The organism is Gracilibacillus sp. YIM 98692, assembly GCF_010993965.1.
GTDB lineage: Bacteria > Bacillota > Bacilli > Bacillales > Amphibacillaceae > Gracilibacillus.
This window is the reverse complement of record NZ_WIXM01000004.1, coordinates 148,608-162,194: the sequence shown is the minus strand read 5'-3', so window position 1 is coordinate 162,194 and position 13,587 is coordinate 148,608. Positions and strand designations below refer to the sequence as shown.

Annotated in this window: 15 protein-coding genes and 1 pseudogene; 3 read left to right on the top strand and 13 right to left on the bottom strand. The window is 34.6% G+C overall.

From position 1 onward, the window contains the following. Positions 1 to 341: 341 nt before the first annotated feature. The gene (locus GHD00_RS06580; protein ID WP_163537355.1) at positions 342 to 824 is read right to left on the bottom strand and encodes a hypothetical protein; all 483 of its coding nucleotides are present in this window, start codon (positions 822 to 824) and stop codon (positions 342 to 344) included. 1,025 nt (positions 825 to 1,849) lie between these two features. Between GHD00_RS06580 and GHD00_RS06575 the strand changes: the two genes are divergently transcribed. Further along, positions 1,850 to 2,083, top strand: a complete 234-nt coding sequence (locus tag GHD00_RS06575; protein ID WP_163537354.1) for a hypothetical protein — start codon at positions 1,850 to 1,852, stop codon at positions 2,081 to 2,083. Between the two features lie 220 nt (positions 2,084 to 2,303). Here the strand turns inward: GHD00_RS06575 and GHD00_RS06570 are convergent, their stop codons facing one another. Continuing rightward, positions 2,304 to 2,801 carry a hypothetical protein gene (locus tag GHD00_RS06570; protein WP_163537353.1) on the bottom strand — a complete coding sequence of 166 codons (498 nt, stop codon included), beginning with the start codon at positions 2,799 to 2,801 and terminating at the stop codon, positions 2,304 to 2,306. Positions 2,802 to 2,954: 153 nt separating this feature from the next. Here GHD00_RS06570 and GHD00_RS06565 point away from each other — a divergent pair, with 153 nt between their 5' ends. Further along, a complete protein-coding gene (locus tag GHD00_RS06565) occupies positions 2,955 to 3,992 on the top strand; it encodes an S-layer homology domain-containing protein (RefSeq protein ID WP_163537352.1) in 1,038 nt (345 codons plus the stop codon). A 68-nt stretch (positions 3,993 to 4,060) separates the two neighbouring features. Here the strand turns inward: GHD00_RS06565 and GHD00_RS06560 are convergent, their stop codons facing one another. The 3 genes from GHD00_RS06560 to GHD00_RS06550 form a co-directional block, all read right to left on the bottom strand. Then, positions 4,061 to 5,101: a hypothetical protein gene (locus GHD00_RS06560; RefSeq protein ID WP_163537351.1), complete on the bottom strand. Its 1,041-nt coding sequence runs from the start codon at positions 5,099 to 5,101 to the stop codon at positions 4,061 to 4,063. Between the two features lie 105 nt (positions 5,102 to 5,206). Continuing rightward, positions 5,207 to 6,172 (bottom strand): helix-turn-helix domain-containing protein, encoded by a 966-nt coding sequence (locus GHD00_RS06555; RefSeq protein WP_240468630.1) that lies wholly within the window; start codon positions 6,170 to 6,172, stop codon positions 5,207 to 5,209. Between the two features lie 26 nt (positions 6,173 to 6,198). Continuing rightward, a complete protein-coding gene (locus GHD00_RS06550; protein ID WP_163537349.1) occupies positions 6,199 to 6,489 on the bottom strand; it encodes a hypothetical protein in 291 nt (96 codons plus the stop codon). 234 nt (positions 6,490 to 6,723) lie between these two features. On the opposite strand from GHD00_RS06550, the gene GHD00_RS06545 reads away from it, so the two are divergent. Beyond that, positions 6,724 to 7,392 carry a response regulator transcription factor gene (locus tag GHD00_RS06545; RefSeq protein WP_163537348.1) on the top strand — a complete coding sequence of 223 codons (669 nt, stop codon included), beginning with the start codon at positions 6,724 to 6,726 and terminating at the stop codon, positions 7,390 to 7,392. Between the two features lie 205 nt (positions 7,393 to 7,597). Here the strand turns inward: GHD00_RS06545 and GHD00_RS06540 are convergent, their stop codons facing one another. The 8 genes and pseudogenes from GHD00_RS06540 to GHD00_RS06505 form a co-directional block, all read right to left on the bottom strand. Further along, a complete protein-coding gene (locus tag GHD00_RS06540) occupies positions 7,598 to 8,440 on the bottom strand; it encodes a hypothetical protein (protein WP_163537347.1) in 843 nt (280 codons plus the stop codon). Positions 8,441 to 8,460: 20 nt separating this feature from the next. Continuing rightward, positions 8,461 to 8,895 (bottom strand): topoisomerase C-terminal repeat-containing protein, encoded by a 435-nt coding sequence (locus tag GHD00_RS21015; protein WP_240468629.1) that lies wholly within the window; start codon positions 8,893 to 8,895, stop codon positions 8,461 to 8,463. Positions 8,896 to 8,898: 3 nt separating this feature from the next. Continuing rightward, positions 8,899 to 10,627, bottom strand: a pseudogene (locus GHD00_RS21010) (DNA topoisomerase); the annotation flags it as partial. Between the two features lie 20 nt (positions 10,628 to 10,647). Then, positions 10,648 to 10,956, bottom strand: a complete 309-nt coding sequence (locus tag GHD00_RS06525; protein ID WP_240468621.1) for a DUF2325 domain-containing protein — start codon at positions 10,954 to 10,956, stop codon at positions 10,648 to 10,650. Positions 10,957 to 11,021: 65 nt separating this feature from the next. Beyond that, positions 11,022 to 11,447 carry a response regulator transcription factor gene (locus tag GHD00_RS06520; protein ID WP_163537344.1) on the bottom strand — a complete coding sequence of 142 codons (426 nt, stop codon included), beginning with the start codon at positions 11,445 to 11,447 and terminating at the stop codon, positions 11,022 to 11,024. A 153-nt stretch (positions 11,448 to 11,600) separates the two neighbouring features. Further along, a complete protein-coding gene (locus GHD00_RS06515; RefSeq protein ID WP_163537343.1) occupies positions 11,601 to 12,254 on the bottom strand; it encodes a hypothetical protein in 654 nt (217 codons plus the stop codon). Positions 12,255 to 12,277: 23 nt separating this feature from the next. Continuing rightward, a complete protein-coding gene (locus GHD00_RS06510; protein WP_163537342.1) occupies positions 12,278 to 12,826 on the bottom strand; it encodes a hypothetical protein in 549 nt (182 codons plus the stop codon). 16 nt (positions 12,827 to 12,842) lie between these two features. Next, complete coding sequence (locus GHD00_RS06505; protein WP_163537341.1) at positions 12,843 to 13,511, bottom strand: hypothetical protein; 669 nt, start codon at positions 13,509 to 13,511, stop codon at positions 12,843 to 12,845. Positions 13,512 to 13,587: the final 76 nt, after the last annotated feature.

Genomic DNA, 13,587 nt, shown 5'->3' with positions numbered 1-13,587 from the left:
ATCTACCACACCACAAAATTTTTGAATTGACTACCTTTTATTTTTTTCATATCTGTCATTTTTTACGAATAATATATTAACCGTCCTCCTTGTTTTGAATTTCTCGTTTTCTTTATTTTTTTCCCTTCTATATCACTTCCTTTTAATATTAATTTTCTCTATCCTTCTTCCTACCCATAATGAAAAAGATAGAATGACTTTCACTCATAGTTCAATTTAAATATCACGTTGATAGAATCGTAAAGAAGGATTAAGAGAAGTCTCTTTATGTTGTTATTAATAAAACAAACAACAATCAAATTGGTAACGCCTTCTTTAATGATTTTTTTAAATTTTTTGAATTACTTCATTAAAATATAATCACTTACTACCTCTCCTTGCTCATATACCCCATCGTGAGAGATCCAATGCTTAGTTTTTAATCTATAATAATATCCTTTTTCTGCATAACGTAATACAGTTTTATCAAATACATCTCGATTAGAATCGCTATAAGTACTACCTGATCCAACATACTCCCATGAACTCCCATTCCATTTTTGAAGGTAGAAGGTTATTCCAATAGAATCTACTATTTGCTTAGCGTATGTTGTTCCTTCTAAACGAACATAAGAAGAATCATATTGGGATAACAGATTAGTTCCATCTAGCAAGTATTTGTGATTAGAGTTAAAAAATCCTTCTGTATTCATTTCTTCAACGGGAGGGGGTGTCTTAGCACCATATTTATACCTTTTTGCAGCGTCTGTGGTTGTCGAGAAAGATAGTAAAACAATAACACCTATAAGTATTGCTGGTACGATTCGAAGTGATATTTTTTTCATTTTTTCCTCACCTTTCTGTTATGTATTCAATTTATAAACACTTCAAATAGCAAAAGGTTACGAAAAAAATAAATATATGACAAAATAAATGATTTAATCCTTAATCTCCCCTTAAATACAAAAAAACCCCTTACCCAAAAGGAAGGACCTCTGTTAAAACAATGAGAATTGTCTTTCAACAATCTTTTTACTTTAATAGAATATATTTTTAATAAAAATAAAAAAATCACGACTTCGTTATTTTTTTTATATAGTATGATATAATTTTTTCGCAGCCAGCCCAAGGAGGTGAATGCCTTAGTGTTTTCTCGTCGCCAACGAAAAAGAGAAAAGTTGAAGGACAGGCTCCAACTTTCCTTGAATGCAGGTAATCTCATAACGAATGTTATAAGATTATTGATTGAGTGGTGTAAATAGCATCACACTCATGGCTAGTATGAAGGGGAACAACTCTATCGATCCGTTCGTTTTTCTTATCCTCAGTAAGAAAAACAAAGACTGCAACGCCAAAAATTCACTGAGTGGCTGGAACGGTAAGGTGGAGGGTTGGCCCCTTCTCCTTTATTATGTTATGAATATGACTTCGTTATACCCATTATATATAAAAAAAGCCACAATCCCTCAGTTGATTGTGACTTTTTTCCCTGGGGCGACAATGGTTTCATTGTCGCGACATCGTCTTTTGTTTTGTCCAGTACTGCATTGTTTTCATGAGAGTCTAGGTCCCGCCAAAGACCTTAGTGTTCTCGTCACCTAAATAAATTATATAATAATTGTGGGAAAAAGTAAATAAACACGTCTATACCTCGGAATATAAATGTTCCAAAGAAGTTATCGGTTGCTCTCCCCCCTTTCCAAGAATATTCTTCTGGTAAACTAAAGTAACAATACCTTTTTATCCTTACATGCCTTAACCATCCCATCTTAAGACCAATTAATTTTTACGATACGAATATGTAAACGAAATTTAACGAGGAATAATATGGTAAATACCGAATGTATTAGGTGGGAAAGGAGGGATTAAATTGTTTATTACTCGAAGTATCAGAAACCGATTTGAAATACGTTCCATTCTTGTAGATGAGGACTTAGATCTTCTTATCATCCGAGTATATGACAAGGAGAGCCAACAATTGTTTTCTTATTTTGAGGATGAAATAGACTACTTACCTAAAGAATTAAACGATATAAGGAAATATTTACAATACAAACGAACATACATAGAACGAGTGAAAAGTGAAGGAAACACATTTCATTAACCAAAGAAAAACCCTTTTGATACGTATGAACATCGTACTAAGAGGGTTTTTTATGTGCGGTGGTGGTATCGGCTCAATCGTTTAGCTTGATCAGCGAAATACTATACATATCAGGAATATCTTTTACTCCTATCCCCCACATGTAAGGAAACAAAAATAATATTAAAAAATAGAAGTTAAAGACCAAATTAGATCACGGATTATAACTGAATATAAGAATCTACTTTGGACTTAAATCTTTAAGGGCTTCTATGCCTATTTTAATTAAATCATAATAATTATTCGATGCATTCTCAATATGATGGGCTATTGCAATTTCTATAACCTCTCCGATCTTCATTCCTTTTTTATTAGCAATTTTTTTTATTTTCTGATCGACTTCACTTGATATACGAATAACGATTGGTTTTTTACTATTATTATCTTTAGTTGAATGATGTTCTGCTAGCTGAGTAATACGTTTACTATCTTTTATATTTTTCACTGTATCTATTGCATCTTCAAGGTCTAATATAATGTTTTCAAAAAACTCTCTTTTGTTATGTGTAGTAGAATTATCAATAATCTTTGGAATATCTTGATAGTTATAATGCTTACGTATTAAATAATCAGATAAATTGTCTCGATTTACAATCATAAAGCAAGAATAAAACAATTTATGGTAAAAAGGATAAATTCTATATGCTTTTGGTAATACCTCTTTGTCTTTTTTATTCATAAAATCACTCCTTTATTATATTTATAATTGGTTTATATTAACTAATAAGTTAAATAATTCTAATATTTTCCTATAAATAGTTTACGTGTAAACATTTTAAGTGTATAATAGGATTATAAATAAGACAACTAAAAATTAAAAGGAGAAATGATTATGTTGAAAAAAATTAAATTAAGCTCTACTTTCATTGTATTATCTCTAATTTTATTCATTTTACCTACTAACTTCGCTTATGCAAATGAAGGTAATTTCAAAGATGTTCCTAATGCATCTTCTCACTTTGAAGGAATTGATTACTTAGTTAATAAAGGGGCTATCAATGGATATACATTAGAGGATGGGAGTAAAGAATTTAAACCTGGACAAAGTATAACAAGATCACAAACCACAAAACTTTTTGTTGAAGCACTTGATCTACCTATCGTAAATAATGCAGAAGAAGTCCTATCAAATTTTAAAGATGTAGATAAATCTCATTATTATGCTGATTACATAGCCACAACATATCATGAGGGGATTTTTAAAGGAAGTGAAGGAAATTTTAATGAAGGGTATTTAAGTCGCTCTCAAATGGCTACTGTTATATCTAGAGCCTTTGATCTTGAAGATAATGGAGTCAATAAAGGCATTAATCTTTCTAATGTTTCATCTTCTCATAAGGAAAGTGTACAATTACTTGCCAAACATGGCATAACGAATCAGTTTGATGATTTTCGTCCTAATGAAAAGGTAAGCAGAGCTCAATTTGCTACTTTTTTATATCGAGCAATCTCTACAACAGAAGATCCGGTTGATGACGGTACAGAGAATGAAACAGAAGCCCCTATAGAAGATCCGATAGACGAGAATACCAATGATGGAACAGATTCGTCTACAGAAGATCCGATAGATGATAATACCAATGATGATAAAGATTCATCTACAGAAGATCCAGTAGAAGAATATTGCACTAATAATTCAGATGTAACCACTAGTCATTATGAATATATCGGTACATTCCCACTTGAAAATTTGGAATATGATAGTAGTTATGACAGATTCGTCAACACTACTATCGATTATGGAGTAGATGCAACATATTCTGAATTGGATGGAGCTATAAAGGAAACTCTTTCTACTTGTGATACTGTACAATTAAACAATAGTATAGTTTATGTATATGATAACGATCTTATTGTTAAATGGAATTAAAAGTAAAAGTGAAGCATAAATATATTATTGAACCATAAGAGAAAAAGAGAAGGTTTACCCTTCTCTTTTTAATTAGTTCTATGATAAAAGAACGGCTCATAAACATTACCGATAATTTCTACCTCCACTACATCTTGTTTAACTTCGCCATTCGCCCACTCAGCAGTAAAAATAAAATAAACTGGTCCATTCTTTAAGTAAGTTTCCGCATTTGACATGGAATTATTATATATTTCACCATCATACAACGGTGCCCCTGCATATTGTTCTTGTAAACTTGTCGTAATCTCTAGTACATTATCATTTAATTGCTCTCCCACAAATTCGACTGTTACATCCTCAATTGCGTACACATCATTTACTTCTGATAACAACAAAAATTTTTCCCCTGAATAAAACTGATCTGGAGAATGATTTAAACTATCATGTATTTGCTTCCATTTATCAGTATGATTCACTTGACCAGAAAGTGTATGTTCTACATATGATATAGTTACATTATAGGCATACTTATAGTTATAGTAATAATATCCACCTTTGTAAGCTGTTCCTGTAAATAAAATATCATTTTGATTATAATACTCAGCAGTTTCTCCATCTTTACATGGCCAATCTCTTGTATCACGTGTATACGAAGGCCAATGATCGTCATATGTCAAAGTACCACTATAACCATCAGAATCACTATAAGAGCGATCTCCTTTATCGTTTGTTCGATAACTGGAATCTTCTTTCCAAGAACCATCTACACATGAGTATAATACTTGGCTCCATCCAGTAGACCAACTAGAATCGACTAAAGATGCAGATTTGCTATACTTTTTGGAATCCCAATAAGAATCTCTTGACACCCAGCGACCATTGCTAACATATAATTTTAATTGATCCCCATTTAAAGAATAAGATACATCACCTGTATCTACAGTTACATTTTGTATGCTATCTACAAACGGTAGAGTAATTGTCTTTGATCTTGATCTAGATGAGCTTTCTTCAAATTCTACTACTTTTGACTGGTTTGTATATGCTTTCACAGCGGTTGGTTGATCTAAGAAAGAGAAAATTATTGTACATGCGATTAATGTAATGACAATAATTTTTGACTTCAAATACTATCACCACCATATATTTTTTTTTGATCCTTCGATATCTTATAGTTTTCGTATCAGAATATCCTACTTCATTTGTTACAGGTAGGGTCCATTCAATTCGCTTTACTGTTTAGTATCCTCTTTCGGTACATGATGTTTTATCAATAACTCCGCAACATATTGATTAACGGACTTATTTTGTTTTTTAGCTTCTTCAACAATCATTTCTTTTACAGATATGGGAACGTGAGCTGTAATACCCGATAATTCACTTTCAAATAATACGCCCTTAGGATCTAATTCAATTCTTCCCTCAACCAAGTGATGATTTAAAAAGGATAGGGTAGATTCCTCTCGAAATGACGGATCTTCTATTTTGCATGGCTTCATTTCAATACAAAGACGATCTTTTTCATCATAGATTCGAATATTTTTATGTCCGATGATATGGTAAAATGTTTCTAATATCTGATACACACGTTCCATAGGAACAGCCTTCTTTTGGAAAGATAAGACCACATATCCCATCTTGGTAATCCAATCACTAGTTGGTTGGATAGGTGAAGGCTTATAACCATTTTCTATCGCTTCCTGTATAGTCATAGTTTGATTTTCTGTCTGTACTTCCCCTTCTTTTTCCAGCGACATCAAACGAGCTTGATAGCCATCTTGTTCACGATAAAATGGTTGATATAAATAGTAATTATTTTTTTCATCATAAAAATTTTTCCCTTGTTTATCCCGATCAGCGATAAACCTATTGATTTCTTCTTGCAGTATAAAATAGCGATTCTTTCGCTTGTAAGTCTGTTTAATAGCTCTTAATTCACCACGCTTAATGTAATTATGTATGGTGACCGAACTGACACCTAACTCTTGAGCAGCCTCACCAGTTGTTAAACCTGGTTTATCTAAGCTTTGTTTGACTTTTTTCACCTCTTCATAATGAAAGATCCATTTTCCTTTATCCGACTGATCTTTTTTATAAGGGTATAGCAGGTGATTCGCCATATATCGATTTACGGTTGAGATCGAAACATTTAAATAATTAGCGACTTCTTCTATGTTCATGAATTCATTATGTGACATGTCCACTCATCTTTACTCCTTTCTAATTATAGAGTGATTAAATCTGCTCCATAAAAACACCCTTTCACATCCGTATCAAATGCCACAACATATGTATAAAGGTTTTTCTGTATATTTTGTCTCTTGCTTTCAATGACACCTTTACGATTGCGGAAAGGAAGCAAATAATAATAGTCTTCAATCGATAATGCATTCCCTTCCACTTCTGTAACATCTCTTACTTTTACTCTTTTTCCCACATCCAAAGTGATAGTGGCTGGGTGATCTCTTTTATGGGGTAAATTCGACTCTTCCCCGAATAAGTCTAACTGTTTCATGATTTGTCACTTCCCTTATCAGGTAAATATACACTATAAATAGCACATCTACATCATATCATAAAATTATTTTTATAAAATAACTTTTATCTTATGACATATAATGGTATTATATGGATAAGGTTCATGCGCATCAACTATTTGGATTAAGACAAAAAAGAATACTCGATATAAATGAGGCTTATGTTGTGAGATGCGTATATGCTGACAATACTTAAACAAGGGGTTCATCCAATGAATAACCTACCGGTTACCTGGGTAATAGTAAACCTGCAAGGAGACATACTGGATACCAATCGGCTTGATATAAAACAACACAGCAATATTACGCATACTCTTACATTACCGAATTATCTCGTACTTTATATTAACGATGCAGAAAAAGGTGACCTATTTGAACAATATAAACCTTTCCTTTCCACCTTACATACATTATCCAAGACCAAAATCTTGATCCGCGCGAAACAACATCTGTCTTTGCATACCGTATCATCGTTTATTTTAAACGGCTTTTACTACTTAGTGAACGTGGATGACTTAGACTTTTATGAGATGTTGGACGTAAGTGAAAAATACCTCAGCTATTTAAGTGCTTCTTATCATCAATATTTAGTTGAATCTGTACAGCAGCAAGAACCTATCATGCTACAAAATAGCCGTAAGACTCGGGTATTAGTCGTTAATAGATGGAAAGGAAAGAGGTTGCTCACCAATCGGGAATTAGATGTGTTAGAATGTTTCGTGAATATTGGGTCTCGCACAGATATAGTTTCGAACCACCTGTCCATCGGTGTTTCGACCGTACAAAATCACAAGCAACGCCTTTTACAAAAATTAAAAGCGGATAACATGTCACACACCATTTACAAAAGTATTAAACTGGGTATTATAGACGTTGTATAAAGAAAATAAGAATCCCCCGAAAAAATCCAATGAATGCACCAAAAATAAACACACGTATCGTGTAGGCATCAGATCTTTTCGGGGGATTCCCGCTTTTCCTATATCATTATAGATATATTCTACCATATCTTTAACGTTTTTCAAGTAACTGAGCTGATAAAAAAAGCTTGTAAAACCGTTACGTTCTACAAACTTTTATTCTCTCTTATTTTAAGAACTCTATATATTTATCGGACTTTATGGCCATTTCCGTCGTATTTTTGTCCTGATATGTATTTTTACGAAGATGTCCCCATGCTAGAACATTCTTGCCTATTAACTCGTCATCTGTATATGAAAAGTACTTGAAATACTGATCGAAAATTACCAATGAAAAAAGCACCTGATTGACTGGTTTAAAATTGATATACATGACTTTTTCTCTTCGTAAGACTTTATCGATTTCACCGAACACAAAATAACCGACATTCGAAATTATTTCATCGTGCCATACCTTTTCATGTGCTTCCTCTTGGTTAATAATAAGTGAATAAATTGGTATTTTCTTCCCTTTGATACTTACAATGATGGAGCTTAGAATATCAGGATCGGATGACGTCATTAATTTTACCAGGGAAGAAAGGGAAGTGATGCTGTTTGGCGTGTCTTGTTCTGCTTTGATTTTAATTTCAGATGTATCCTCTTTTTTCTGTTGTTTTGGATCCCTATCTACCGTTTTAGGCTCATAATCTGGATCTAATTTATTAAAATTCAAGCGTACGATATTCTCTTTCATTCCTCTTTCCTTTAAAAAGTCTTCCTGGTATTCTTCCACTTTCTGAATGGTCTCTATAAACGATAACGGCTTGTAAAAGCCATAAGACTCTACATGCTTTGAATCATTTTTACCAGTGGTTTTAAAATGAGGCGTTTTTTCTTCGTTACCAGGTACAAATATAACCGGAACGTGACAAGACTTGTCCATACAATATAGACGACTACCATGTACTTCTGCATGATACTCTCGAGCACTGACGATCTTTTGATTTGCTAATGTTGCTGAATGCATATTAACTCCTCCCCTTGTCATCACCGTGTAAATCGAAAGCCAATTTTTCCTTTGGTCTCATCCCATACTAAACAGGCATTAAATGTTCCTTCTTTGGTGGAGCTCTGAAACCCTGTAATGAACTCCGTTTGTCCTTTTGTTAGTAAATCTTTGACATAACGTAAAGATATCGATTTACCAGCTATTTTTTTATTTACTTTAAAACGACATTGATGTGATTGGCGATAACCACTGCATCCATAAAAGTCCTTTAACTCTATTACCTCTTCACCACAAGCCAGGCAAGCTCCAATTGACTCTTCTTTCTGAAAATAGTGATGATACGATTGGAAGTCCCAGGCATGAGACCTTTCTTGAATGGCAGGTATTCGCTGCTGTGTAATCTCCGCTACTCGTTGCACAAACGAATGATATGTTTGTTTTCCTTTCCCAATCTCCGATAATGTTTGTTCCATTTTCCCTGTCGTCAGTGGTGATGTAAAGAAAGATTCTTCTTTTAAGGCTTCCATCAATAAACGACCTTTCGGCTTTAAGTAAACTTTATTCTTCTCAATACGAATGTAACCAACTTTGATTACCTTTTCGATAATATCTGCTCTTGTGGCTACGGTTCCTAATGATAGTTCATTTTTTGTAAAATCCTTCTTTTCTTCTTCTGTCATATATGCTTTAGCGTTAGACATTAACTGTACTAGATCCCCTTGTGAGAATCGCTTCGGAGCACTAGTCATTCCCTCGGATAGCTGCATACTCTGAACGTCTAAGTATTCTCCTTGCTCTACATGTAGTATTAGTGGTGCTTCCTGTCCCTTTCCATCGTCTCGTGGATACAAACGCTTCCACCCTAGGTCGATGGTCTTTTTCCCTTTGGCTTTGAATGAGAAGCTTTCGTGAATAACAGCTATGATTTCCGTTTGCTCATATTTATAGGGTGGTAAATGAGCAGCAATCATAGAGCGAGCAATCATATCGTAAAGCACCTTTTCTTCTCTGTCGAGCGTACTAGGATCTACTTTTTCTTCGGTTAAAATAATAGCATAATGATCATCCGTTTTAGAAGCATCTGTATATCGCTTAACTTTCGTCAAATCCGGATAAGGATCCGGAATATGCTGTTGATAAAAGGGTATTTCTTTTAGGTTATCCAGTATGGTCGGAAATGTTTTGGATTCTTCCTCTGTCACATGTACCGGCTCTGCTCTTGGGTAGCTAATTAAACCTCGTTCGTATAGCCGTTGTAATATAGATAATGTCTTTTTAGAAGAAATGCCCATCTTTTTATTTGCAGCTGCTTGTATAGCAGGCAGGTTATAAAAAGTCGGGGCCAATTCTTGCTTGGATTCCCTTTTTGACATCATAAATATAAGCATTTTTCCCCCTACAAATATCTTGTAAGGCTTCCGCTCCTTGCTTTTGAAATATATGTGTTTGCTTTTCATTAAACCATTGTGCCTGAAATGTACCGCTAGCTGTCTGAATAGTAGCCATCACATCCCAATAGGGCTCGGATTCAAAGGATTCAATAGCCACTTCCCTATCATAGATGATAGAGGTTAAGGGTATTTGGCATCTCCCAATTGAAAAAATAGCCTGCTTACCTTGAATTCCTTTGGCTTGAATCAACCTGGTCATTAAACGAGTAAAATTCATGCCAATGATCCAATCGGCATGTTGCCTTGCCAATGATTCCTGATATAAATGTTGATAATCGTTGTTGTCTTTTAAGTTTAGAAAGGTACGTTTGACGGATTTTTTAGATAAAGAGGTGGACCAAAATCGTTTCACTCGCTTTTTATTATTTAAAAAAGTAAGTACCTCATCGATAATGGCTTGACCCTCACGAGCTGGATCACCTGCATTCACGATATAAGAAATATCATTCGAATACACCCATTTCTTAATCTCTTGAAACAAACCTTTTTTGGAAGGATCCACTTCATATTCAAATTGGTAATCTGGTGGAATGATCGGCAAGTTTTCAACATTCCACTCCTTCCACTTTTCATCGTACGCTTTTGGATCTTTTAGTTGCAGAACATGTCCCACCGCATTGGTTACGATTGCCCCATCAGGGAAAACATCACAACTTTGTATTTTGATGTGCCCTTTTCCTTTTTGGTGCGGGAATGGATCTGCAAGCTTTTGTGCTTGATCCGGCTTTTCACAAATGATCAGAGGTTTCGTCACTAATTCTCACCTTCTTTACGTTATGCTGCTTGTTTGTCCATCGCATGGACCCCTTTTTGAATAGCACCAGATGCACCAAATCCTTTATGAAATAAAACTTTTTTTCCTAGTTTCTTACTCACTTCTTTAACACAATCAACGGAAACATGACCACATGCTCCATACAACACAATCACGACATCCGCTTTTTTGATAATATTTTTAAATTCACGCTTTAATCCACCATTCCTGGTCTTCCCATTATGAAAAAGTACTCTACAATGGTGTTTTGCTCCAATTTTCTTAAAAGTGTTCTCTTGCGATCCTCCAAAAATAGCAATTGTATGCATAATTAATTCCTCCCAGTGCTTTGTGTTTAAAATAAATATACCATATATTACACCGAAAGTAAATATCATTTTTGAATAAGTGTTGTGTACGTTGAATCTAACAACATGGAACCAAGATGTGGATGGAGATATCGCCCCCCTTGCAATAAGGAATCTATTACTCTGATTAAGTCATTCGTAGACATATCCTTCATAAGATAGCCTTCCATATGCATGCCTAAATAAAATAATAACCTCTCCTTCTCCTGCTCCATCGTGATGAATGCAGTGGGAATGTGACATTGCTTTAATTGCTGTACATAACGAAGTAAATGATTCTGCAGAAAGGGCTCGATGATAACTAAAGCCACTTGACTACTGTTATGGAAGGGTAATTGTTCCACAGACGAAAATGTTTGGACTTCTAAATGTTCCAAATGTTGCTGCAACAAGAACTGTAACCCTTCACGAAAAGATAATTGCTTGTCTACAATCCATAATTCTTGCGACATGAAAAAGACCTCCTTTCCACTACAAGCAAAAAAAAAGAGCCCACCTAACAAAGTAGGTATGCAACATACCTAGGTCTGTTAGGGGGACTCCCTTTTGCTATTCATTATTAACGTTATTATAGCAAAAATATAATTCTCTGCATAGATACGAATTTAGGATGGCTTCCAGCCCTTCGGACGAGGAGATGAAATCATAGCTACTTTCCCATCATGCAATAACGCATACTGACCATAACCATCTCTATCCACAAACCACACCATTTTGGACGCTAAGGTTAACGCAGCTTTGTGATCATGAAGCGGAAAAGGAGATTGATATACCTTTTCATGCCATCCTTTTTTTACTTCTTTTGTATGGCTAACATCCAAAAATTTATGTTTCGATTTATTAATAATCCAGCAACCAAATGACTCGTCCTCTGAAATATACCAAATCGCATCTTCTCGTTGGGAATCATAATCTGGTTTAGACGGATAAGAAGAATCCTTTTCCACAAATTTTTCCCCGTTAAATTCATAGAATGTATTATCGTTATCATAAGATACGATCTCTTCTGTTAAAACATAATCAGACTCCTCCTCATCCTCTATCGTCGAAGGAAGATAAAGAGATTCATCTTCTGGTTCCTCTTTCGGAATCATATGACCACAGCGGATGGCAATGCTTGGATCATCTACTTTTACATCTTTAAATACGCCACATTCTTCAGTGAATGGATCAAACAGTTCGCAATGTGTACGACAAGTTGGAATGTCCTTTTTCTTTCTTTTATATTTTATCGTATTATCCACGACAACACGTAGCATCGTAATCCCCCTCCACTCCATGCTTAAATGCTCTGAATTACAGTCGGCATGATAGCAGATAAAATGGTAAGGAGGACAGCTCCTTGAAAGAGCCGTTTACTCCACCTACCATACTCTGGGTGATTGAGTAATTTATAAAACAACCGCATAATCAAGGCAATTAAGACCATTCCTAAAGCGGTATAAAACCCAGTTCCTTGAACAAAAGCTATCACATCACTTACAATGAGTGTAACATCCGGTTTTTTTGTTGTAAAGGAAAAGATAAAAAACAATCGAACCGACACCACGATAATGGGGATGGTAATCAACATTCCTGTAGACCCTTTTAATTGCATCCCCGTCTTCGTCGTAAGAGCATATCCTAGTTTAACAACACCATATACAAACATTAAAGCTAGGATAGCTGTAAATAAAAACCCAACAAGTGGTGCGTATTCATCGAGGGAAGCCCCCATCTCCATAAAGAAACTTCCCATATCTTTTTGCTCTATACCATTACCCGTAGCAGATTGTTGACGTTCCTCCGGTTTAGGTACAAAATCAACCATTCCTGTGTAAATCCAGTACATATGACATCCCCTTCTTTTATAATGTAAACTTCTTCATACGACGAATAGTACGATTATGATAATGCATCTTCCCCGCAACAACCCGAAACCCATTTGAATAAGAGTGCTCATTATCTGTGTAAATATCTCGACAAACTTTATGAACGATCGTCATCCAATGATTCAAAATATTATAATTCACTTGAGATTGCTTAAAGATTTTGTTGATTTCCTTTGGATTCAGTTCAGCATGAAACAACACGTTGCGAAGTTGTCCTCTAGTTCCTTTAAATTCCATCTTATGAATATATTTATAAAGGAGACAATAAGGTTGTAAACGTGTATATAAATGAGCTTTCATGTTATCAATACCTTGTGGTAATAACAGTTGCAACTTAATAGATACCGAATCCATTAAAAAATGCCCCTCATCATCCACTGCTATTTCTACTTCATAAAGTCCTTGTAAATGGTCATATAAAGGTTTTAACAGTTGATGTTGAAGCGCCATGAGATTATCAGAAATGTTATCATAATAATCCGCTTGTTGTTGTACCCCTTCTGTCGTGTCACTATGTAAGACCAGATTGGGTGATTGATGTTGATGATCCATCATATTCACCTTAAATTTCATATACCCAACGTTTAATTTCTTTTTTCGAAAGTCTTTCACCACATCTTCTATTTTTTCTTCTGCTAACAGCATATTGTCACCCCATTAAAAGTTAATACATAATAAAATTGATAAATTGATGATTGTAAAAGTCCTTTTAAAAAAATAC

Coding starts and splice junctions, on each gene's coding strand:
- GHD00_RS06580 (WP_163537355.1), bottom strand. CDS start 824: ATGAAAAAAATATCACTTCGAATCGTACCAGCAATACTTATAGGTGTT.
- GHD00_RS06570 (WP_163537353.1), bottom strand. CDS start 2,801: ATGAATAAAAAAGACAAAGAGGTATTACCAAAAGCATATAGAATTTAT.
- GHD00_RS06565 (WP_163537352.1), top strand. CDS start 2,955: ATGTTGAAAAAAATTAAATTAAGCTCTACTTTCATTGTATTATCTCTA.
- GHD00_RS06555 (WP_240468630.1), bottom strand. CDS start 6,172: ATGTCACATAATGAATTCATGAACATAGAAGAAGTCGCTAATTATTTA.
- GHD00_RS06550 (WP_163537349.1), bottom strand. CDS start 6,489: ATGAAACAGTTAGACTTATTCGGGGAAGAGTCGAATTTACCCCATAAA.
- GHD00_RS06545 (WP_163537348.1), top strand. CDS start 6,724: ATGAATAACCTACCGGTTACCTGGGTAATAGTAAACCTGCAAGGAGAC.
- GHD00_RS06540 (WP_163537347.1), bottom strand. CDS start 8,440: ATGCATTCAGCAACATTAGCAAATCAAAAGATCGTCAGTGCTCGAGAG.
- GHD00_RS21015 (WP_240468629.1), bottom strand. CDS start 8,895: ATGGAACAAACATTATCGGAGATTGGGAAAGGAAAACAAACATATCAT.
- GHD00_RS06525 (WP_240468621.1), bottom strand. CDS start 10,956: ATGCATACAATTGCTATTTTTGGAGGATCGCAAGAGAACACTTTTAAG.
- GHD00_RS06520 (WP_163537344.1), bottom strand. CDS start 11,447: ATGTCGCAAGAATTATGGATTGTAGACAAGCAATTATCTTTTCGTGAA.
- GHD00_RS06515 (WP_163537343.1), bottom strand. CDS start 12,254: ATGCTACGTGTTGTCGTGGATAATACGATAAAATATAAAAGAAAGAAA.
- GHD00_RS06510 (WP_163537342.1), bottom strand. CDS start 12,826: ATGTACTGGATTTACACAGGAATGGTTGATTTTGTACCTAAACCGGAG.
- GHD00_RS06505 (WP_163537341.1), bottom strand. CDS start 13,511: ATGCTGTTAGCAGAAGAAAAAATAGAAGATGTGGTGAAAGACTTTCGA.